Annotated in this window: 20 protein-coding genes; 15 read left to right on the top strand and 5 right to left on the bottom strand. The window is 70.8% G+C overall.

Translation table 11 applies throughout. The features are described 5' to 3' along the window. Positions 1–44 precede the first annotated feature (44 nt). From ACX80P_RS10485 to ACX80P_RS10475, 3 genes are all read left to right on the top strand, one after another. Positions 45–488 carry a ChaB family protein gene (locus tag ACX80P_RS10485; protein WP_459278009.1) on the top strand — a complete coding sequence of 148 codons (444 nt, stop codon included), beginning with the start codon at positions 45–47 and terminating at the stop codon, positions 486–488. 73 nt (positions 489–561) lie between these two features. Further along, complete coding sequence (locus tag ACX80P_RS10480; protein ID WP_459278008.1) at positions 562–1617, top strand: iron-siderophore ABC transporter substrate-binding protein; 1056 nt, start codon at positions 562–564, stop codon at positions 1615–1617. Between the two features lie 94 nt (positions 1618–1711). Further along, complete coding sequence (locus tag ACX80P_RS10475; RefSeq protein ID WP_459278007.1) at positions 1712–2035, top strand: PRC-barrel domain-containing protein; 324 nt, start codon at positions 1712–1714, stop codon at positions 2033–2035. 64 nt (positions 2036–2099) lie between these two features. On the opposite strand, the gene ACX80P_RS10470 is transcribed toward ACX80P_RS10475, so the two are convergent. Both ACX80P_RS10470 and ACX80P_RS10465 read right to left on the bottom strand, forming a co-directional pair. Further along, a complete protein-coding gene (locus ACX80P_RS10470; protein WP_459278006.1) occupies positions 2100–2369 on the bottom strand; it encodes a DUF6480 family protein in 270 nt (89 codons plus the stop codon). Between the two features lie 94 nt (positions 2370–2463). After that, on the bottom strand, positions 2464–2736 hold the full coding sequence (locus ACX80P_RS10465; RefSeq protein ID WP_459278005.1) for a hypothetical protein: 273 nt from the start codon (positions 2734–2736) through the stop codon (positions 2464–2466). Between the two features lie 225 nt (positions 2737–2961). Between ACX80P_RS10465 and ACX80P_RS10460 the strand changes: the two genes are divergently transcribed. After that, the gene (locus ACX80P_RS10460; protein WP_459278004.1) at positions 2962–3573 is read left to right on the top strand and encodes a GNAT family N-acetyltransferase; all 612 of its coding nucleotides are present in this window, start codon (positions 2962–2964) and stop codon (positions 3571–3573) included. 106 nt (positions 3574–3679) lie between these two features. Here the strand turns inward: ACX80P_RS10460 and ACX80P_RS10455 are convergent, their stop codons facing one another. Continuing rightward, a complete protein-coding gene (locus ACX80P_RS10455) occupies positions 3680–5053 on the bottom strand; it encodes a dihydrolipoyl dehydrogenase family protein (protein ID WP_459278003.1) in 1374 nt (457 codons plus the stop codon). Between the two features lie 290 nt (positions 5054–5343). On the opposite strand from ACX80P_RS10455, the gene ACX80P_RS10450 reads away from it, so the two are divergent. Further along, positions 5344–6387: an NAD(P)-dependent alcohol dehydrogenase gene (locus tag ACX80P_RS10450; protein ID WP_459278002.1), complete on the top strand. Its 1044-nt coding sequence runs from the start codon at positions 5344–5346 to the stop codon at positions 6385–6387. Between the two features lie 234 nt (positions 6388–6621). Continuing rightward, a complete protein-coding gene (locus ACX80P_RS10445; protein WP_459278001.1) occupies positions 6622–8646 on the top strand; it encodes a sensor histidine kinase in 2025 nt (674 codons plus the stop codon). A 6-nt stretch (positions 8647–8652) separates the two neighbouring features. Here ACX80P_RS10445 and ACX80P_RS10440 read toward each other — a convergent pair whose 3' ends face one another. Beyond that, positions 8653–9693, bottom strand: coding sequence for an NAD-dependent epimerase/dehydratase family protein (locus tag ACX80P_RS10440; protein ID WP_459278000.1), 1041 nt, complete (start codon positions 9691–9693; stop codon positions 8653–8655). 143 nt (positions 9694–9836) lie between these two features. Here ACX80P_RS10440 and ACX80P_RS10435 point away from each other — a divergent pair, with 143 nt between their 5' ends. The 6 genes from ACX80P_RS10435 to ACX80P_RS10410 all read left to right on the top strand — a co-directional run bounded on the left by ACX80P_RS10435 (position 9837) and on the right by ACX80P_RS10410 (position 16269). Then, positions 9837–10928: a YihY/virulence factor BrkB family protein gene (locus tag ACX80P_RS10435; RefSeq protein ID WP_459277999.1), complete on the top strand. Its 1092-nt coding sequence runs from the start codon at positions 9837–9839 to the stop codon at positions 10926–10928. Between the two features lie 80 nt (positions 10929–11008). Further along, positions 11009–12019: a glutathione S-transferase family protein gene (locus tag ACX80P_RS10430; protein ID WP_459277998.1), complete on the top strand. Its 1011-nt coding sequence runs from the start codon at positions 11009–11011 to the stop codon at positions 12017–12019. A gap of 128 nt (positions 12020–12147) precedes the next feature. Continuing rightward, on the top strand, positions 12148–13209 hold the full coding sequence (locus ACX80P_RS10425) for a FecCD family ABC transporter permease (protein WP_459277997.1): 1062 nt from the start codon (positions 12148–12150) through the stop codon (positions 13207–13209). A 110-nt stretch (positions 13210–13319) separates the two neighbouring features. Beyond that, entirely contained in the window at positions 13320–14279 is a 960-nt protein-coding gene (locus ACX80P_RS10420) for a FecCD family ABC transporter permease (protein ID WP_459278202.1), read from the top strand. A gap of 2 nt (positions 14280–14281) precedes the next feature. Next, positions 14282–15220, top strand: a complete 939-nt coding sequence (locus ACX80P_RS10415; protein ID WP_459277996.1) for an ABC transporter ATP-binding protein — start codon at positions 14282–14284, stop codon at positions 15218–15220. Continuing rightward, positions 15217–16269, top strand: coding sequence for a siderophore-interacting protein (locus tag ACX80P_RS10410; RefSeq protein ID WP_459277995.1), 1053 nt, complete (start codon positions 15217–15219; stop codon positions 16267–16269). Before ACX80P_RS10415 ends, ACX80P_RS10410 begins: the two co-directional genes overlap by 4 nt. Positions 16270–16495: 226 nt before the next feature. Here the strand turns inward: ACX80P_RS10410 and ACX80P_RS10405 are convergent, their stop codons facing one another. Further along, entirely contained in the window at positions 16496–17494 is a 999-nt protein-coding gene (locus ACX80P_RS10405) for a diacylglycerol/lipid kinase family protein (protein WP_459277994.1), read from the bottom strand. Between the two features lie 80 nt (positions 17495–17574). Here ACX80P_RS10405 and ACX80P_RS10400 point away from each other — a divergent pair, with 80 nt between their 5' ends. The 3 genes from ACX80P_RS10400 to ACX80P_RS10390 all read left to right on the top strand — a co-directional run bounded on the left by ACX80P_RS10400 (position 17575) and on the right by ACX80P_RS10390 (position 20193). Beyond that, entirely contained in the window at positions 17575–18357 is a 783-nt protein-coding gene (locus ACX80P_RS10400) for an SGNH/GDSL hydrolase family protein (RefSeq protein ID WP_459277993.1), read from the top strand. Positions 18358–18453: 96 nt separating this feature from the next. Next, positions 18454–18996 (top strand): MarR family winged helix-turn-helix transcriptional regulator, encoded by a 543-nt coding sequence (locus tag ACX80P_RS10395; RefSeq protein ID WP_459277992.1) that lies wholly within the window; start codon positions 18454–18456, stop codon positions 18994–18996. 54 nt (positions 18997–19050) lie between these two features. Then, complete coding sequence (locus ACX80P_RS10390) at positions 19051–20193, top strand: glucose-1-phosphate adenylyltransferase family protein (protein ID WP_459277991.1); 1143 nt, start codon at positions 19051–19053, stop codon at positions 20191–20193. Positions 20194–20318: the final 125 nt, after the last annotated feature.

Raw genomic sequence — 20318 nt, 5'->3', positions numbered from 1 at the left:
CAGACCCCCGACAGCCCGGGGCCACGACCCGGAAGGATGCAGCGATGTCCCGGTTCACGAAGGACGGCAAGGTCAAGACGGAGACGCTCCCGAGCACGCTCCAGCGTTCAGACGAGAAGGCCCAGGACACCTTCGCCGCGACCCTCGACTCCGCGGAGGAGCAGTACGGCGACGGCGAACGCGCGCGCCGCACGGCCTTCGCCTCCCTGAAGCACGGCTTCGAGAAGGTGGGCGACCACTGGGAACCGAAGGAGGAGAAGGGGCCCTCGGACGAGCAGGCTGCCGGCGCCGGCACGGGACGCACGGCGGGCGGTGTGGACGCGAACGCCTCCAAACGGCATCTCTACGACCTGGCCAGGAAGCTCGACGTGCCGGGCCGGTCGGGCATGACCAAGGCCGAACTCGTCGACGCGCTGCAGAAGGCGAACGACCGCGAGACGCGGCGGGCCCGCGCAGACCAGCCATTACGCAACGAAAGCGTTTCGTAATCGCATCCACCTTAGGCTAGCCTTACTTCTGTCCCTCCCGAGGCCTCCCGAGGCCCAGAAGTCAAGGAGCCTCATGGCCCCCTCCCGCCTGCGCAGCCTCGTGGCCGCTGCCGCGATTGCCGTCCTGTCCCTCTCCGCATGCTCTACCGGCCCGGCCGACACCGGGTCCGGCGCAGCCGACGGCGCCACAGCCCCTGCCGATGCGGGCGCCTTCCCGGTCACCATCGAGCACGCCTTCGGCGAGACCACCCTCACCGAGAAGCCCGAACGCGTGGCCACGGTCTCCTGGGTGAACGCGGATGTGGTGCTGGCGCTCGGCGTCGTGCCCGTGGGGATGCCCGCCGACACCTACGGCGGCAACGAGAACGAGTCCACCCCGTGGAAGGACGCAAGGCTCGAGGAGCTCGGCGCCGCCATCGGCTCCGAGAACGCCCCCGCCCAGTACTCGGAGACCGACGGCATCGCCTTCGACGACATCGCGGCCACGGATCCGGACGTGATCCTCGCCGCGTACTCGGGCCTCTCGCAGGAGGACTACGACACCCTGAGCAAGATCGCCCCGGTCGTCGCCTACCCCGAGATCGCCTACGGGACCGCGTGGCAGGACTCCACGCGCATCATCGGCGAGGCCCTGGGCCTGTCCGCGGACGCCGAGCGCCTCGTCTCCGACACGGAGCAGGCCATCGCGGACGCCGCCGCCGAGTACCCGCAGCTCGAAGGCAAGACCTTCATCTACGGCAGCCTCGACCCGGCCGCCGCCGACGGCGTCAGCATCTACACCGCCAACGACAACCGCCCGCGTTTCCTGGCGGAGCTCGGCATGGTCCAGGCCGACGTCATCACCGAGAACACGAAGGATTCCACGGAGTTCTTCATCCCGTGGTCGGCCGAGCGAGCCGACGAGCTCGACTCCGACCTCTTCGTGACCTGGGTCGCGGACGACGCCACCAAGCAGGCCATCGCCGCCGACCCGCTGCTGGGCCAGATCCCGGCGGTCGAGAGCGGGGCGCTGGTGGCCGACAGTGACGACACGCTGACGCTGTCCATCTCCGCAGCCAACCCGCTGAGTCTGCCGTGGGCGCTCGACCGCTTCCTGCCCCTGCTCGGTGAGGCCGCCGACAAGGCCTGAGCGGACCGGCAGCGCGGAGCCCGATTGCCCTCAGGCCGTATCTGGGCTGGAATGGAGGGAGTACCGAACAGCGTCCAACGAAGGGAAATGCCCGATGGCTCAGGCGGAAATCACGAAACTCCAGTCGGCAACGGCCTGGGACAGCAAGGGCAAGAAGCTCGGTGACGTCAATGACGTGCACCTCGAGAAGGAATCGGGCATCCCCGCGTGGGTGACGGTGTCACTCGGCCTGCTCAACTCGCGGAAGCACTACGTGCCCCTCGCGAACTCGCGCTTCGAGGGCGACGCCCTGCACCTGGCCTGGACGAAGAAGCAGATCTCCGACGCCCCCAGCGCCAACAGCAGCATCGAGCTCTCGCCCGAGGAGGAGTCGGTCCTGATCGACCACTACGGCCTGCGCGACGGCGCACAGGGCTGACCGCTCCTGCACGACGAAGCCCCCGCCCGCGGACGTGGACGGGGGCTTCGCTGGTCCGGTCGGCTCAGGTCAGGTTGAACAGCCCGACGATGTTGCCGACGATGAACAGCAGGACCAGGAGGACGACGACGGCGATGATGCCGATCCACAGGCCGGTGATGCCCTTGGACTGCGTCTTGTTCTCGATGGTCGGCTGCTGCCAGGTGGTGCTGGCCTCGCCGGGAGGTGTCTCGCCCGGAGGGACGCCCCCGCCCGGTTCGAGTCCCGTCAGGTTCATCTCCTCCGGATCGGGGTTTCCCGCATTCGAGGGATCCGGGTTCTTTCGTTCGCTCATGCTGTCCTCCGCGTGGTTGGCCGGCTGCTCCCTCCACCCTACGCAAAGAACCATCAGCTTGCTTACTGCTTCCTCGGGCAGCTCATACTTGCGCTCACTGCCCCACGCCGGCCGTACTGCCGCCCGTGGGATCGAAGTGCTCTCCCTGCTCGCGGGGGGTCCAGGAGATGGAGATGTCCACGCCGTCCTCGGTGTCCTCCACGAAGAGCTGGAGGTCCTCGCCGATGAGGGCCTCGTCGTGCACGGTGTCGCCGGCCTCGCGCGCCATGTCCGTCAGGCGGCTGATGGCGACCGCCATGGCGCGTCCCCAGTCGTGCGGATGCTTGCTCGTCGAACCCTCGGTCGCAGTGAATTTCTTGTCGGTCATAGCCCTCGCCGTCCCTGCCGATCCTGAAGAACTAAGTGCACTTGCCATTCGGCTGAGTGCAAGACTAGCAGCGCCACCTGCGTGTCGGCAGGTGCAGTCGGGCCGGAATGGGCCCGGCCCTCGCGCCGGCCGGGGCAGGGAATTTCTGGGGGTGGCAGCGGTTAGCATCCCTTCTGTCGCGGTCTAGTAGCAGGCCTCGGTTCTCTCCACACCATCGGACCTCCCATGACAGACCCATCGATCGTTCCTGATGCCACCGGCACAGCCGGTGGCCGCGCACTGCACACCCTGCCGGTCCTGCCCGAGGACCCGGGCCCCGCCGTCGTCGCGCCTCCCACGAAGCGGGAGCGCGAGGCGCAGTGGATGGAGGCCGCGACGGCGTCCGACGTCGGCACCGCGTCCCTCGCCGATCTCCGCACCCTGGCGAACAGGATGTTCAGCCTGCTCGACGCCGCCGTCCCGCCCCCGCACGCCGCCGAACGCTACGCGGCGGCTGTCGGCGAGATCGAGCACCGTGCCCGCCGGGCTGCGGCACGCGGAGGCGGCGCCACCACGCGGGAGGTCTTCAAGGACTCGGCCCTCGGCTCGCGCTTCGAACTGTTCGTCGACGGCGGCCTGGCGGCGTACCTCAGGTACTCGATGCTCGGCAGCCGCCTCACCCTGCGTGCGCTGGTCGAGATGCCGGGCTTCGAGCAGCGCGGACTGGGGCCCGTCCTCATACGGCGCGCGGTGCTCAGCGCCCACGGGCGGCGGCTGGACCTCGTGGCCGGATGCGCCGAGGCCCAGCTCTTCCTGCAGCAGAATCCGCAGTACCGCACGCTGGCCCGCACCTCCTGACGTTTCCGCGCCCCGGCAGCGACGGCGCGCCCGACGCAACGGTGCGCCGAGGCGACGGTGCACCACTGCATCGGCGCACCCGGGATGGTCGCCTGCGAGGGCGGCGCTAACTGCGCAGGCCGGCCCTCGCCGCGTGCCCGATGATCGCGCTGTACGTCGGGTAGGCGAATTTCACCCGGGCGAGCGTCGCCAGGTCGGTGCCCGCGGCCATGGCGGCGGCCACCGCGGTGATGACCTCGACAGCGTTCTCACCCACGGCATGGGCGCCGAGGATCAGTTCGCGGTGCCGGTCGACGACGAGCTTGAGGAAGCCCTGCTCGCGGTCGTCGATGATGGGCCGTTCGACGGCGGCGTAGGGCACGGTGACGGCGTGGCACTCCGCATCGCGGTCCCTCGCCTGCGCCTCCGTCAACCCCACGCCCGCATAGTCCGGGTCGGTGAAGCCGCCCTCGGGCAGGAGGTGATGGGGCGTGGTCCGCATGGCGCCCATCACGGCGTTCTCGGCCGCGGTCTCGCCCTCGAAGACGGCCGCCTGCACCAGCATGCTGCTGCCGTTGGCGTCCCCCGCGACGAAGATGTGCGGCACGTTGGACCGCAGGTAGTTGTCGACGGGGATGAAGGAGCGGGTAGCACCGACACCCGCCGCGTCGAGGCCCAGCCCGGCGAGGTTCGCGGGCCAGCCGGCCGCCATGACCACGGCATCCACGGCGAGGGACTCCGGTTCGCCGTCACGCTGCCAGGTGAGGGTGAGACTGCCGTCATCGCCCCGGCGGATGCTGTCGATACCGCCGATGCCGGCCTCCACGCGGATCCCCCTGCTCCTGAAGCTGGTGGTGACGACGGCGGCGACGTCCTCGTCCTCCGTCATCAGGATGCGCGGCGCGACGTCGAGGAGGAGGACCTCCGAGCCCATGGCGTCGAAGATGGTGGTCATCTGGGCGCCGGTGTGTCCGCCACCGATGATCGCGACCGTGCGGGGAAGGTTCTGGAGGTCCAGCACCTCATGTGGCAGGACGGCCAGTTCCGCGCCCTCGATGGGCAGGCGGCGGCCGCTCCCGCCGATGCAGAGGATGATCGCGGCTGCGGTGATCTCCCGCCCGTCCACGACCACGCTGTGCTCCCCGGTGAGCTCGGCGTCACCCTCGACGAGTTCGATGGCGAGACGCTCCATGGTCGGCCCGTAGCCCTTGGCGTCGAGCACCCGGGCCACGGTGGCTCGCACCCGCTGCACCGTCTTGTCCCAGTCCACGGCCGGCTGGGCGACGACGATCCCGTAGTCGTAGGCGGTGCGGACCTCGCGGAACAGCCGCGCGGTCTTGGCGAGTACGCGGGTGGGGACGCACCCCGAGTTCACGCACGTCCCGCCCAGCGCCGAACGTTCGACGACGGCGGTACGCGCCCCGAGTTCGGCTGCGCGCGTGGCGGCCGCCATGCCGGCTGGCCCCCCGCCGATGACGAGGACATCGAACGTGTAGTCCATGGAGTGCTCCTTGAGGTCGTCCGGGGTGGCTCGTCCCATCCTCCACCGGATCCCACCGGGGCCACAACGGATTCCCCGCCGGGGTGGTGGCAAGGACGGTGCGGCGCCCGGAAGACCCCCCATGCGCCGGCGATCCGGCTTACCGTTGGAACAGGGGAGGCCACCGGGACGTCCGCGACCTCCCCACCTCGAGGCGTGCCCGCATCACGGTGCAGGATCGCACCCCCGACCACCAGACCCGCGGCCCGCACCCTGCGAGCCGTCTGCCCGACACCCCCAGGAGGAACCCCATGAAGACCGTCAAGGCCTACGCAGCGCCGTCCGCCACGGACCCGCTCATCCCCACGACCATCGAACGCCGCGACGTCGGACCGAGGGACGTCCTGATCAGGATTGCCTACGCCGGGGTCTGCCACTCCGACATCCACACGGTGCGCGGCGAATGGGGCCCCCAGCAGTACCCGCTGACGGTCGGCCATGAGATCGTCGGCGTCGTCGAGGAGGCCGGCAGCGAGGCGACGCGGCACTCGGTCGGGGACCGAGTGGGCGTCGGCTGCATGGTGAACTCGTGCCGCGAGTGCGCGAACTGCCTGCAGGGTGAGGAGCAGTACTGCCTCAACGGCAACGTCGGGACCTACGCCTCCGTGGACCGCGACGGGTCGATCACGCAGGGCGGGTACTCGACGCACATCGTGGTCGACGAGGACTTCGTCCTCACCGTGCCCGAGAGCATCCCCTACGAGGCTGCCGCACCCCTGCTGTGCGCGGGCATCACCACCTACTCGCCGCTGTCCCACTGGAATGCGGGTCCCGGCAAGAAGGTCGCCGTCGTCGGCATGGGCGGGCTCGGGCACATGGCCGTCAAGATCGCCTCGGCGATGGGGGCCGAGGTCACGGTGCTCTCGCAGAGCCTCAGCAAGCAGGATGACGGCAAGCGCTTCGGCGCCGAGCACTACTACGCCACGAGCGACCCCGATACGTTCAAGCAGCTCGCGAACACCTTCGACCTGATCATCAACACCGTGAGCGCCAAGATCGACCTGGACGCGCACCTCGGGCTGCTCGGCCTGAACGGCACCATGGTCAACGTTGGGGCCCCGGCCGACGCCCTTCCCCTGCACGTGTTCACGCTCTTCAACCAGCGGCGGTCCTTCGCCGGGTCCGGGATCGGCGGCATCCGCGAGACCCAGGAGATGCTCGATTTCTGCGCCGAGCACGGCATTGCGCCCGAGATCGAGCTGATCTCCGCGGACACCATCAACGAGGCCTACGAGCGCGTCCTGTCCTCCGACGTCCGCTACCGCTTCGTGATCGACACCGCCACCCTGGGCTAGGCGGCCACGCTCGGCGGTCGGCCCGGCCCGGGCCGACCGCCGCCCTGGTCCCTCTGCCCGCGCCGTCGGACGCAGGGGCAGGCACGATGGGGGAGGCAGCACGTAGGATATGCCTCGGTGGCTTAGTTTCGGCCACCTCCGCGGGGTCTGGTCTCGACCGCGGGACACATGACTCTGGCAGGACATGGGATGGACGAGGGGCGGATGCGGACGGTCGCTGGGGGACTCATACGGATGCCTCCTGCGGCTGCCCATGCAGCCTTCGCGGCGATGCTCGTGGTGGCGGCGCTCTTCGGCCGCTACACGACCTTGGAATCCTCCAGCCTCGCGCTCGTCTGGCCTGCGGCAGGGATCAACTTCCTCTGGGGGTTGTGGGCCGCCCGCTCCCGGCGTGACCTCGCCGTCGCCCTCGTCGCGACCGTACCGCTGCTGACCGGAGTGAACCTGGCCACCGGACTCAGCCCCCAACTGGCCCTCGCGGTCGCCCTCGGAAGCGTGGCGCAGACCGCCGTGGCCGCCGTCACGTTCCGGCGCCTCGTGCCGTCCATGGGCGTGCGGAGCGTGGGGGACTACCTGCGCCTCGGCCTGGTGGCGCTGGGCGCCTGCTCCATCGGGGCGCTGTTCATCGTCCTCGGTGTCGCGCTCGAGGGCGACGCCCACCCGTTCTCGGCCTTCATCCCGTGGCTGGTGCGCCATGCGGTCTCGCTCACCGCGATCGGCTCGCTCGGCATCGTGGCCGCTGCCAGCCTCAGTGCCCGCGCCGCGGGCGAGGTGCAGCCCCCGCTCACCAGCGCCCGACGCGCCGAATACGCGCTCCTCACCCTGGTGTCCGTGCTGCTCTACGTCGTCACCTTCGGAGCCGGGGCGGCGCTGCCCATCGCCTACACCACCATCCCGGCCCACATGTGGGCCGGGCTCCGCCTGCGCGCCGGGTGGGCCATGCTGCACGGACTCGTCAGTGGAGGATTCCTCGTCTTCTTCACCCTCGCCGGCCTCGGTCCGTTCCAGGACCTCGAACCGGGTGCGGGCGCCTACGTGGCGCAGTCGTTCATGTTCATCGCGTTCTCGCTCTCCGCCGTCCTGGCACTCAGCATGGACGAGCGACGCCGGCTGATCGAGCGCCTGTACCGCGCCACCGACGAGGCGAAGGCGGCGGCGGAGCTGCGCGACCTCGTGATCGGCCGCATGAACGACGGCGTGCTCGTCGCGGGGCCGGACCGTCGCCTGATCTTCCAGAACGCTACGAGCGAGCGCTGGCTGGGACCGGGGACGGCCCGCCCCGGCGAGGTGTGGCGGCGCGACTACGAGGTCACCCGACCCGACGGCGAGCAGCTGGGGGAGGCAGACAACCCGCTGACCCTGGCCCTGCAGGGATCGGCGACCGAGCGGATGGACGTGGACCTCACGCACGCGTCGGGTGAGCGCGTGCACCTCTCCGTCGATGCGATGCCGCTGCCGGGCGAGCGTGGGGCGCTCGTGGTGATGCGGAACGTCACCGACGAGCGCGCCTACCAGCGGGACCTCGGCCGGTTCGCGTCCGTCGTCGCCCATGACCTCCTCACACCCCTGACGGTCTTCGACGGCTGGCTCGAGATGCTCGAGGACCCCGACCTGCCGCCGTCCGAACGGCAGGCCAGCATCGAACGCCTGCAGCATGCCAGCCTGCGCATGCGGAACCTCATCCGCAACCTCCTCGCCTACAGCCTGGCCAAGGAGGAGAGACTGACGGCCTCGAGGATCGACGTCGGGCGTGTCGTGGAGGGCATCATCGACCTGCGGACCGCGCTGCCCGGGACGCAACTGCCCGCGATGCGCTTCGACGTGCGTGCCCTCCACCCCGTGTACGCGGACGAGCGGCTCTTCCTGCAGCTCATGGAGAACCTCGTGGGCAACGCGATGAAATACGGGCGGACCGACGGCTCGGGAGAGATCGCCGTCTACACCTCGATGGACGACGCGGACGGCAGGACCGAGGTCCATGTGCGCGACAACGGCATCGGCATCCCGGGCGGGGATCTCGAGCGTGTGTTCGAGGAGTTCCACCGCTCGGAGAACGGACTGGGTCAGGCGACCGGCACCGGGCTGGGGCTGGCGATCTGCCGGCGGATCGCGGAAAGCCACGGCGGCTCGATCAGGGTCCGCAATGTCAACGGGGGCGGCGCCGAATTCACGGTCACACTCCCCGGAGCGCCGGATCAGCTCCCGGAGGGCATCCCGCTGGTCGGCGTGGACGAGGACCCGCGGGTCCCCACGCGCTGAGGCCGCTCAGGACCCCGAGCGGGGGTACAGCTTCGGGGAGCCGCCACGACCGACCCCGCCGCGGAGGCCCGCCAGGACCTCGGCCAGGGCGTCCCGCGAGGAATGGCGCGGCTCCCAGCCCAACTCCTCGCGTGCCCGCGTCGTGTCCATGACGGGACTCCCGGCGGCCATGTCGATCCAGCCCGGATCCGTCCGCTGGACGCCGAGCGCCCAGCTCGCCCCGACCAGCAGGCGGAGAACGCGGACGGGCAGGCCGATCACCCGTCGGGCCCCCAGCAGGTCGGCGACGCGTTCGGGGGTGAGTTCCGGCTCGGCCGCGATGTTGAAGGCGCCGGAGGCACGCTGCGCCACCACCTGCCAGAAGGCCTCCGCCACGTCCTCCGCGTGCACGGCCTGGAAGATGAAGGACGCGGGGACGGGCAGCAGCGGGAGCGGCAGGCCGCCGAGCAGGATCTTCGGCACGAGGGGGCCCAGGAAGTATCGGCCGATCTCGCTGCCGGCCTGGCCCTGGAAGATGAGCCCCGGCCGCAGCCGTGCCACCGCGATCTCCGGGAAGTCCTGCTCGAAGGCATCCAGCAGCCGCTCCTGGTCGGCCTTGTGCCGGCTGTAGTGGGAGGAGTGGATGCCGCCGGTCGGCCAGGACTCGTCCCGGCGGACGGCCTTGTCCGAGGGGGAGTAGGCACCGACGGAGGATGCGCAGACGAACTGCCGCACACCGGCCGCCCCTGCCGCCCGCAGGGCGTTGGCGGTGCCCGTGACGTTCGTCCGGTACATGGCCTCCTCGTCCCGGTTGGGCTGGATCGCCCAGGCGAGGTGCACGACGGCGTCCACGCCGGCGAGTGCAGCGGTCAGGGCGTCCCGGCCCTCGTCGGTGCCGATGTCGAGGGACTGCCAGTCGACGTCCGCGTAGGGGAACCGGGTCGTGTCCGGGAGGGTCCGGGCGATCCCTGTGATCGAGAGTCCGTCCGTGCTGCCGGCCGCGCGACGGAGCCGCGAGAGGACCGCCGTGCCGACGTTTCCGGTGGCGCCGATGACTGCGATGCGCATTGCTGCTCCTGACGTGGTGGGTGGAGGTGCATGGGGTGACCCGACGGAACTGGACTACTAAGTGAGCTTATGGTGCAGTTGAAGCAGACGCATAGCCGAAAGAGTGCCCCACACCGTCTGCGGGGCCAGACCGGGAGGTATCCGTGAGCAGCAACAGCAGGGTGGGCAGCGAGCCCCGCAGTGCAGCCGGGCAGAAGGCCCAGAGCGCACCCGACCCGAACGATCCGCGCAAGCCGGACGACCCGAAGGACGTCAAGAAGCCGGCCTGGAAGTACGTGTTCAAGCGCTCGGTCAACGAGTTCGGCAAGGACCAGTGCACCGATCTCGCCGCCGCCCTGACGTACTACGCGGTCCTCGCGATCTTCCCCGGTATCCTCGCCCTGCTCTCGCTGCTCGGACTCTTCGGGCAGGCGCAGGCCACCACCGACCAGGTCATGGGGATCATCGGGCAGTTCGCGCCCAAGGACGCCCTCGACACGATCAAGCCCACCATCGAGAACCTGGCGTCCAACCAGGCCGCGGGCCTGACGTTCATCATCGGCCTCCTCGGTGCCATCTGGTCGGCCTCGGGTTACGTCAACGCGTTCTCCCGCGCCATGAACCGCGTCTACGAGGTCGAGGAAGGCCGGGGCTTCATCAAGCTCCGCCCCCAGATGCTGCTCATCACCATCATCGTCCTGCTCCTGATCGTCGCCATGGGCCTCATGCTCGTGCTCTCCGGCCCCGTGGCCGAGGCCGTCGGCAACGCCATCGGCCTGGGCAGCACCGCAGTGACCATCTGGAACATCGCGAAGTGGCCCGTCATGGTCCTCTTCGCCGTCCTGATGATCGCCGTCCTGTACTACGGCGCCCCGAACATCAAGCAGCCCAAGTTCCGCTGGATGAGCCTCGGCGGGTTCATCGCCCTGCTCGTCCTCGCCATCACGACGGCCGCGTTCTCCCTGTACGTCGCCAACTTCGGCAACTACAACGCGACCTACGGTGCCATCGCCGGCGTCATCGTCCTGCTCCTGTGGCTCTGGCTGGCCAACATCTCGCTCCTGTTCGGTGTCGAGTTCGACGCCGAGATGGAGCGTGGCCGCCAGCTGCAGGGCGGGATCGAGGCCGAGGAGACCATCCAGCTTCCCCCGCGCGACACCAAGGCCGCCGAGAAGAAGAGCGAGAAGCACCTCAAGCTCGTCAACCAGGGTCGCGAACTCCGCGAGAAGTACGGGCGCGAGTCCGCGCGGCACTGACAGTCCTTCCGTAACCCTGCGGAGGCCCGGTCGTGGAAACGGCCGGGCCTCCCGCATGTCCGCCGACCTAGACTGGCACTATGACCGACATGCAGCAGGCGGAGCCGTCCGAGCACTCCACGAAGGGGTCCTACGTGACCTCGGGCGAGGAGTTCACCCGGGACACCCAGTACATCGAGACACGGATCACGCGGGACGGCTCCGACGGCTACCCCGTCGAGGCCGGCCGCTACCGCCTCATCGCGGCCCGGGCGTGCCCCTGGGCCAACCGGACCATCATCGTGCGGAGGCTTCTCGGGCTGGAGGACGCCATCTCGCTCGGCACCCCGGGGCCCACGCACGACAGCCGGTCCTGGACCTTCGACCTCGACCCCGGCGGCCGCGACCCGGTGCTCGGCATCGAGCGCCTGCAGGAGGCCTTCTTCAAGCGGGACCCGAACTACTCCCGAGGCATCACGGTGCCGGCCATCGTGGACACCACCACGGGGGCGGTCGTGACGAACAACTTCCCGCAGATCACCCTGGACTTCTCCGGGGAATGGACGGAATTCCACCGCGAGGGAGCGCCGGACCTCTACCCGGAACACCTCCGCGAGGAGATCGACACCGTGAACCGGCGGGTCTTCACCGAGGTCAACAACGGGGTCTACCGCTGCGGATTCGCGGGATCGCAGAACGCCTACGAGGCCGCCTACGACCGCCTCTTCACAGCCCTGGACTGGCTCGAGGAGCGGCTGGCCGGCCGGCGCTTCCTCGTGGGTGACACCATCACCGAGGCGGACGTGCGCCTGTTCACCACGCTGGTCCGCTTCGACCCCGTGTACCACGGCCACTTCAAGTGCAACCGGAACAAGCTGACCGAGATGCCCGCGCTGTGGGGCTATGCGCGCGACCTCTACCAGACGCCCGGATTCGGGGACACGATCGACTTCGAGCAGATCAAGCAGCACTACTACATCGTCCACGAGGACATCAACCCCACGGGGATCGTCCCGAAGGGCCCGGACCTCGCCGACTGGAGCACGGACCATGGGCGCGAGGCTCTCGGCGGTCGACCCTTCGGTGACGGCACGCCCCCGGCCGCCGCCTGACCCGGGCGGGGCTGCCGCGTGCACTGCAGCGGTCCTGCCAGGAGCTATTAGGAAACAAACACGTTTCGTAATGGCCCCGAGCATAGGCTAGCCTTACCTCAGACCGATCGTCCGTCCGAGGGAGGCACATGGCAGTCCAGGCCTCCGCCCTGCGCCCCGCCGGCGGCCCTGCTGCCCGACCCCTCCGAGGGTCCCCGCGTGCACGGAATATCGCGAAGCTGCTGCTCGCCGCCCTGGTCCTCGGACTGTTCTGCCTCGCGTCGCTCACCATCGGGGCTCGCTCCGTCGGTGTCCCGACGATGCTCGACGCCGTGACGGACTTCGACCCGGCGAACGGCGACCACGCCGTCGTCCTCTCTCGCGTCCCCCGCACCGTCGTCGGGCTGCTCGTGGGTGCAGCTCTCGCCGCCGCGGGCGCCGCCCTGCAGGGGATCGCGCGCAACCCGCTGGCGGATCCCGGCATCCTCGGCATCAACGCCGGCGCGGCCCTCGCCGTCGTCGTCGGCATCTACCTCTTCGGCCTCCGCAGCGCCTCCGGCTATCTCTGGTTCGCCTTCGCCGGTGCGGGCGCCGCGGCGGCAGTCGTCTACGCCGTGGCGAGCCTCGGCAGGGACGGCGCGACGCCGGTCAAGCTGGCACTCGCCGGCGCCGCCCTGGCCGCCGGACTCGGGAGTCTCACGAACGCCGTCCTCGTCTCGAGCCAGGAGACCCTCGACGCCTTCCGGTTCTGGCAGGTCGGCACCCTCGCCGGCCGCGGCTGGGACGTCATCGGCGCGGTGGCCCCTTTCCTCGCGGTGGGCCTCGTGCTGACCCTGGCCACCGGCCGGGTCCTCAACTCCCTGGCGCTGGGCGACGACGTGGCCCGCGGCCTCGGCCAGAACGTCCCCCTCGCCCGCGCCGTCACCGCGGTCGGCGTCGTGGTGCTGTGCGGCGCGGCCGTGGCCGCCGCCGGGCCGATCGCCTTCGTGGGACTCGTCATCCCGCACCTGGTGCGTCTCGTGGTCGGCTCCGACTACAGGTGGATCCTGCCCTTCTCCGCGCTGCTGGGGCCCGTGCTGCTCCTCGGGGCGGACATCGTGGGCCGGATCATCCTGCCGCCCGGCGAGGTGCAGGTGGGGATCATGACCGCCGTCCTCGGCGCCCCCGTGTTCGTCTGGCTCGTCCGTCGACGCCGGATGGCACAGCTGTGAGCGTGTCCCTGGATCAGGCTCCCGGCGGTACGCCCCGCGCGGGCCGCACCGCCGGAAGCCTCGCCACCGCCCGCGCCCGCAGCCGCAGGAGTACGGGAGCCCGCCTCGCCCTGGCGGCCGGCGTCGTCGTCGTGCTCTTCGCCGTCGACGTCCTGCTGGGCTCCTACACGGTCACCATCCCCGACTTCCTCCGCATCCTCGGGGGCGCCGACATCCCGGGCGCCAGCTTCATCGTGCTGGAGAACAAGCTGCCACGCGCGGTGATCGGGCTCCTCATCGGGGTCGCCTTCGGGATCGCGGGCGCCGTGTTCCAGACCATGCTGCGGAACCCGCTCGCGAGCCCGGACATCATCGGCATCAGCTACGGTGCCAGCGCGTCCGCCGTGACCGCGATCGTCCTCTTCGGTGCCGCGGGTGCCGCGGTGTCCGTCGCCGCCCTCGTCGGCGCGATGGTGATCGCCGCGGCGATCTACCTGATCTCCCGTCGGGGCGGCGTGGCAGGCTACCGCCTGATCCTCGTCGGCATCGGCTTCGCGGCCGTCATGCATGCGCTCGTGAGCTTCCTCATCACCCGGACGGACCTCCGCACGGCGTCGGCGGCGCTGCTGTGGCTCAACGGGTCGCTGAACTCCAGCACCTGGGACCGCGCCACGGTCCTGGCCGCGTGCCTCGGCGTCCTGCTCCCGGCCGCCGCTGTCCTCGCACGCAGCCTTCAGGGCCTCGAACTGGGCGACGACGCCGCCGCCGGTCTCGGGCTCCGCGTCGAGGCCTCGCGCCTCGGGCTGATGTCCACCGCCGTCGCCCTCGCCGCCGTCGCGACCGCCGCGGCCGGCCCCGTCGCCTCCATCGCCTTCCTGTCGGGCCCGATCGCCCGGCGCCTGCTCGGCAACCGGCCGTCGCTGGCCATGGCGGCCCTCGTGGGTGCGGCCCTCGTGCTCGGCGCCGACTTCGTGGCCGCGAACCTCGTACCCGGCACGTCGCTGCCCGTCGGCGTCGTGACCGGCGCACTCGGCGCGCCGTTCCTGCTGTGGCTGCTCGCCACGGCGAACCGATCAGGCCAGGGAGGCTGACCATGTTCCAGTCCAGGAACCCGACGACGGAGGGAACGCTCTCCGCCGAGTCCCTCACCCTCGCGTACGACGACCGCACCGTCGTCGACCAGCTGACCGTCGCGCTGCCCGCCGGGAAGGTGACGGTGATCGTCGGCGCCAACGCGTGCGGCAAGTCCACACTGCTGCGCGGGCTGGCGCGCCTCCTCAAGCCCGCCGGGGGCTCGGTGCTGCTCAACGGCTCGGACATCGCCACGCAGTCCACCAAGGCCGTCGCCCGCGTCCTCGGCCTGCTCCCGCAGACTCCGCTCGCTCCCGACGGCATCAGCGTCGCCGACCTTGTGGGCCGCGGCCGGTACCCGCACCAGGGCTGGTTCCGCCAGTGGACGCCGGAGGACGACGACGCCGTCGCGGGCGCGCTCGAGGCCACGGACACGCTGGCGCTCGCGGGGCGCTCCGTGGACGAACTGAGCGGCGGGCAGCGCCAGCGCGTCTGGATCGCGATGGCCCTCGCCCAGCAGACCGACATCCTGCTGCTCGACGAACCCACCACGTTCCTCGACGTCGCCCACCAGATCGAGGTGCTCGACCTCATCACGGACCTCAACCGGCGGGCGGGGACCACGGTGGTCATGGTGCTGCACGACCTCAACCTCGCCGCACGCTACGCGGATCACCTGATCGCCCTGCGGGACGGCCGGATCGTGGTCGAGGGCCCGCCCTCGGTCGTCGTGACGGAGGAGACCGTCTCGGAGGTCTTCAACCTCGAGTGCCGCGTCATCGCCGACCCGGTCTCCGGGACCCCGATGGTGGTCCCGGTCGGCCGGCACCACGGCCGGCACCACGGCCGCGCCGTGGCGGGAGGATCCGGGACGCGGACCCCTTCGAGGACGGCCCCGGTGAGGGACCGCCCGCCCGTCCCGCAGGACGCCGTGCCCACTCCCGTGGAGGCCGCATCATGACCGGGACCACCCGGCGCAGCGCGCGGCGGACCGCCGCGGACACCGAGCCGATGGTGCTGGCGTTCGACGTCGTCGTCACGGCCGTCCGGGACCTCACGCCGACCTTCCGCCGCATCACCTTCGGTGGCGCATGCCTTGCCGGGTTCGGCGTGGCGGGGGACACCCTCGATCTGCGGATCAAGATCGTCATCCCCTCCGAGGGCCGCGCCTGCCCCGACCTCGCGGCGATGATGACCGGCGGTGACACGGGAGGCTGGTACCAGCGCTGGCTCGGCCTGGACCCCGCCGCGCGCGGCTCCATGCGCACCTACACGGTCCGGGCGTCCCGCTGCGACGGTCCACGCCCCGAGATCGACGTCGACTTCGTGCTGCACCTCAACGCTCACGGCCGGGGTGGTCCGGCGTCGGAATGGGCCGCGGCGGCGCAGCCCGGGGACAGGGTCTGCATGATCGGACCGAACGCCTCCGCGGCCCAGTGCCGGACGGCCGGTGCGTACGGGGGGATCGAGTGGAGCCCGGGGCTCGCGCAGCACGTCCTCCTCGCCGGCGACGAGACCGCCGTGCCCGCCATCAGTGCCATCCTCGAATCGCTCCCCGAGGACGTCGGCGGCCATGCGTTCCTCGAGGTGCCGGGCGAGCAGGACATCCAGCCCCTCCGCTCGCGGTCCTCCGTCCGGGCCACCTGGCTGGCCCGCGACGGCCGCCCGCACGGTGAGCGCCTCGAGGCGGCGGTCCGGGATGCGGTGCGTGTCCCCGGCTGGGTCTCCCTGTCCGGCCGGACCGCGGCGAGCGGTGGACGCGAGCCGGAGGACGTCGACATCGACGGCGCGATCCTCTGGGAGACGCCGCAGCTGCTGGAGACGGCCGTCGTGCAGTCCACGGTCAACCCCCAGCGACCCCCGGGGACGCAGCCCTTCTATGCCTGGATCGCGGGCGAAGCGGCCGTGGTCCGCGGCCTGCGCCGCTACCTCGTGCGCGACGTCGGCGTGGATCGGAAGCAGGTGGCGTTCATGGGTTACTGGCGCAGGGGGCGCGCGGAGCTGTCCTGACGCCGTACGACCACGCACCCCGCCCGTAAGGGCCGGCCCCTCCTGCGTCCCACCGCAGCAGGCCGAGGGCGGCACCCGCCGGGTCCGGCACCGGCACCGGCACCGGGCGCCACCTCCACGTCGAGGTCCTCGTCGACGACGGGACGGTGGACCCGCAGCCCTGGCTGGAGCGCCTCGCGGCAGCCCGAACCGCCGCGACCGACCCACGCCGCGGGCGGGCCGACCGTCAGGGCAGCGGCTCGCTCACGACGGCAGGGTCCTTGTAGCCCAGCGGCATCCGGAGGCGCAGCGAATCGGGCTTGACCTCGAACGCCATGTGGGTCGCCTTGCCGAGGGGATCGCCGTCGAGCTGCACCTCCAGGGGCTCGTGCAGGGTGATCTCCGCGGTACGGCACTGGAAGTACTCGAGCGAGGAATCCTTGCCCTTGCCGCGGGCGAAGAGCTTGCCGGCGACGGCGAGCCAGCCGAGCTTCCCCTTCGGGGCGACGGTCATGAGGTCCATCAGGCCGTCGTCGATCTTCGCGCCCGGGAAGATCTCCAGGCCGCCCATGATCTTGCCGCAGTTGCCGCCCATGACACTGCGCAGGCGGCGGTGGAAAGGCTTGCCCCCGTCCACCGAGATGGTGGTCCGGGCCGGCTTGCCCGGGAGGTTCCTGATCCCGGCGTCCACGTAGGCGAGCCAGCCCACCTTGTCCTTCAGGTCGTCACGCGTGTCGGACATGATGGCGGCGTCATAGCCCATGCCGGCCATGACGAGGAAGACGTGGGCGTCCTGCGCCCGGTCCACGGTCACGTGCACGACGTCGATGGTGCGCTCGGTCCCGCGGAACGCGGCCTCGACGGCGGCATCGGGATCGTCGACGGCGATGTCCAGGTTGCGGGCCAGGAGGTTTCCCGTGCCCAGCGGCACGAGGGCCATCATGGTGTCGGTACCGGAGAGTTCCTCGGCGATGCACCGCACGGTGCCGTCCCCGCCCGCCGCGATGACCAGGTCCACGCCGGCCTCGAGCGCCTCCCTGGCCTGGCCGTGGCCCGGATCGTCCGCCGTCGTCTCGATGACCAGCGGCTCCTCCCACCCGTCCTCGGACGAGATGCGCTTCACCGCCGCCTCGACGTCCACCGTGGTGACCTTGATCGGGTTGACGATGAGCGCGGCGCGGCGGCGGCCGGACCCCGAATCGGGGGCCGCCTCGGGGGACGCTTCGAGTGTTGCTTCGGTGGGCATGATGTCCTTTGGGCAGGGGGAAGGAAGGGTTTGGTCGAGCTTATCCCGGGGCATGCACGCGCCGGGGGTAATCTTTGGTCGTGACCTTCACCCAGCGATACGTGGCCCTTGGCGATTCCTTCACCGAAGGGGTGGGTGACTGGGACCCGGCGTCACCCAACGGCGTCCGGGGGTGGGCCGACCGCGTCGCCGAGCAGCTGATCCTCGCCGACGGGTCCTGGGGCTACGCGAACCTCGCCATCCGCGGCAAGAAGATGGACCAGATCCTCGACGAGCAGATCGACGCCGCCCTGACGCTCGAGCCGACGCTCGTGACCGTCTATGCCGGCGCCAACGACATCCTGCGGCCACGCGTCGACATCGACCTCCTGATGTCCCGGTACGACGACGGCGTGGGCCGGCTCCGCGCGGCGGGAGCCGACGTCGTGCTGTTCACCGGCTTCGACACGGCAGGGTCCGCCGTCTTCGCGAGGACCCGCGGCCGGACCGCCCTGTACAACGAGTGGGTACGTGAGATCGCCGACCGGCACGGCGCGACGATCGTGGACTACTGGCGCCTGCGTGAATTCCAGGACTGGCGCTACTGGGACGTCGACCGCATGCACATGTCCGCCGCAGGGCACACGCTCATGGCCACGCGCGTCCTCGAGGCCATGAAGGCCTCCCACCGGATCGACCTCCCCGAGCTCGAGGCCCGCCCCGCCCTGAAGCGGGCGGACCAGCTGCGGGCCGACGCCCAGTGGGCGCGGGAGTACCTGACGCCCTGGGTGGGCAGGCGCCTGCGGGGTGTCTCCTCCGGCGACGACCTGACGCCGAAATACCCGGTCCCTGGCCGCCCCCCGTGGGTGTCGATCACCGCCTGAGGCCCGCCCCTGCACGGCTGCAGCCGTGCCCGCAACCACGCCTGCTCCCGGGCCGGGCCCCGCCGGGCGGGGGAGGCGATATGCCAGAATGAGCGCATGGCGGCGCACTGGCTCACACCGGACGAACGGCGGGCATGGCTGGCCCTCTATGCGCTGACCTCACTGCTCCCCGCGCACCTCGACGCCCACCTCTTCCGCGAAGCACGGATCACCCTCTTCGACTACCACGTCCTGGCGATGCTCTCGGAGGCGGAGGGCACCTGCCTGCCCATGAGCGAGCTCGCCGCCCGGTCCACGGCTTCCCTCTCACGGCTCAGCCACGTGGTCAAGAAGCTCGAGGGCCGCGGCTGGGTCACCCGGCTGCCGTCCTCGTCCGACGGGAGGGTGACCACGGCCTCCCTCACCGCGGCCGGGCTCGCGATGCTGACGGAACTCGCGGTCGCCCACGTCGCGCTGGTGCGCTCCACCGTCTTCGATGCCCTCGACGACCAGGACGTCGCCGACCTCGATCGGGTGGGCCGCAAGATCCTCCGCGGGATGGACAGCGCGCACTGGATCCTGGCCGACGGTGCGGCGGCCCCGGAGGCCGCGCTCAGCGGCGCCCCGGCAGCACGGGGAGACTCGCCCGACGGTCCCTAGGGCCACCCGGCCCGCGCAGGGCCCCCGAGACCACATGACACGACAGGACGCTCCATGGACCAGCAGTCGAAGGCCCGGCACCAGCCGCGCATCCTCGCGATCGTGCTCGCCGGCGGTGCGGGAGGGCGTCTCGGGGCGCTCACCGATCACCGGGCCAAACCCGTCATGCCCGTCGGTGGCACCTTCCGGCTGATCGACATCCCCCTGTCCAACCTGCACCACAGCGGGATCTCCGACGTGTGGGTCATGGAGCAGTACCAGCCGAAGACGATCAACGACCACCTCCGCAACGGCCGGCCCTGGGACCTCGACCGCACGCGCGGCGGGCTCCTGATGCTGCCCCCGTTCAGCGGGGACAGGGGGGAGGGATTCGCCGAGGGCAACGCCGACGGACTGCTCCGGCAGGCCTCCGCGATCCGCGACTTCGCGCCGGACGTGGTCCTCGTCCTCAGCTCCGACCACCTCTACCGCCTCGATTACCGTGACGTCGTCGACACCCACCTGGACAGCGGGGCCGCGCTCACGATGGTCACCGTCGATTTCGACGGCGACGCCTCCGCCCACGGCGTCGTCGCCGTGGACCACGCCGGCCGCGTGACGGACTTCGCCTACAAGCCGGAGGAGCCGCAGACGCGCCTCGTCAGCGCGGAGATCTTCCTCTACAGCACCGCAGCCCTCCTCGACGCCCTCGAGCACCTGGACGACACGCAGGACGGACTGGGGGACTACGGGAACCACCTCGTGCCGCACCTCGTGGAGCAGGGCTCCGTCGTCGAGCATCGGCTCCGCGGGTACTGGCGCGACCTCGGGACGCCGAGCAACTACCTCAGGGCCCACCTCGACCTCGTGGACGGCGAGGGCCTGGACCTCGCGGACCCGGCCTGGCCCATCCTGACCGAGCCCCCGGAGCTGGTGCCCGCGTTCATCGCTGACGGTGCCGTCGTCGTGAACTCGCTGATCTCCCCCGGGGCACGCGTGCACGGCACCGTGCGGCGGAGCGTCATCGGGTCCGGGGCGACGGTCGAGACCGGCGCTCGCGTCGAGGATTCCGTGCTGCTGAACCGCGTCCGGGTGAAGGCCGGGGCGGTCGTCCGCAACGCGGTCGTGGACTCGGACGCCGTCGTGGACGGGGACCGCCTCGGCACCGGGCCGGACGCGCCCGCCGTCGTCGGCCGGGACGGGCTGATCGACGACTGACCCGTTTTGGCGACGCCTGATCCTGCCGGTAGTATGGTAAGGCGTTTGGCTGTGGCTCGTGCCGCCCGTCCACGGACGGGAGGAACTTGCCCAGCTACCCGCGACTACCTAGAATTCAAGGCTGT

This window comes from Arthrobacter arabinosi (assembly GCF_054511115.1).
The sequence above is the reverse complement of the archived record's forward strand: the minus strand, read 5'-3'. Positions and strand labels throughout refer to the sequence as shown.

What these genes read in the sequence shown, in the direction of transcription:
- ACX80P_RS10465 (WP_459278005.1), bottom strand. Translation starts at nt 2,736, where the DNA reads ATGACCGACAAGAAATTCACTGCGACCGAGGGTTCGACGAGCAAGCAT.
- ACX80P_RS10480 (WP_459278008.1), top strand. Translation starts at nt 562, where the DNA reads ATGGCCCCCTCCCGCCTGCGCAGCCTCGTGGCCGCTGCCGCGATTGCC.
- ACX80P_RS10460 (WP_459278004.1), top strand. Translation starts at nt 2,962, where the DNA reads ATGACAGACCCATCGATCGTTCCTGATGCCACCGGCACAGCCGGTGGC.
- ACX80P_RS10475 (WP_459278007.1), top strand. Translation starts at nt 1,712, where the DNA reads ATGGCTCAGGCGGAAATCACGAAACTCCAGTCGGCAACGGCCTGGGAC.
- ACX80P_RS10470 (WP_459278006.1), bottom strand. Translation starts at nt 2,369, where the DNA reads ATGAGCGAACGAAAGAACCCGGATCCCTCGAATGCGGGAAACCCCGAT.
- ACX80P_RS10415 (WP_459277996.1), top strand. Translation starts at nt 14,282, where the DNA reads ATGTTCCAGTCCAGGAACCCGACGACGGAGGGAACGCTCTCCGCCGAG.
- ACX80P_RS10395 (WP_459277992.1), top strand. Translation starts at nt 18,454, where the DNA reads ATGGCGGCGCACTGGCTCACACCGGACGAACGGCGGGCATGGCTGGCC.
- ACX80P_RS10390 (WP_459277991.1), top strand. Translation starts at nt 19,051, where the DNA reads ATGGACCAGCAGTCGAAGGCCCGGCACCAGCCGCGCATCCTCGCGATC.
- ACX80P_RS10440 (WP_459278000.1), bottom strand. Translation starts at nt 9,693, where the DNA reads ATGCGCATCGCAGTCATCGGCGCCACCGGAAACGTCGGCACGGCGGTC.
- ACX80P_RS10430 (WP_459277998.1), top strand. Translation starts at nt 11,009, where the DNA reads ATGACCGACATGCAGCAGGCGGAGCCGTCCGAGCACTCCACGAAGGGG.
- ACX80P_RS10410 (WP_459277995.1), top strand. Translation starts at nt 15,217, where the DNA reads ATGACCGGGACCACCCGGCGCAGCGCGCGGCGGACCGCCGCGGACACC.
- ACX80P_RS10485 (WP_459278009.1), top strand. Translation starts at nt 45, where the DNA reads ATGTCCCGGTTCACGAAGGACGGCAAGGTCAAGACGGAGACGCTCCCG.
- ACX80P_RS10455 (WP_459278003.1), bottom strand. Translation starts at nt 5,053, where the DNA reads ATGGACTACACGTTCGATGTCCTCGTCATCGGCGGGGGGCCAGCCGGC.
- ACX80P_RS10425 (WP_459277997.1), top strand. Translation starts at nt 12,148, where the DNA reads ATGGCAGTCCAGGCCTCCGCCCTGCGCCCCGCCGGCGGCCCTGCTGCC.
- ACX80P_RS10445 (WP_459278001.1), top strand. Translation starts at nt 6,622, where the DNA reads ATGCCTCCTGCGGCTGCCCATGCAGCCTTCGCGGCGATGCTCGTGGTG.
- ACX80P_RS10405 (WP_459277994.1), bottom strand. Translation starts at nt 17,494, where the DNA reads ATGCCCACCGAAGCAACACTCGAAGCGTCCCCCGAGGCGGCCCCCGAT.
- ACX80P_RS10450 (WP_459278002.1), top strand. Translation starts at nt 5,344, where the DNA reads ATGAAGACCGTCAAGGCCTACGCAGCGCCGTCCGCCACGGACCCGCTC.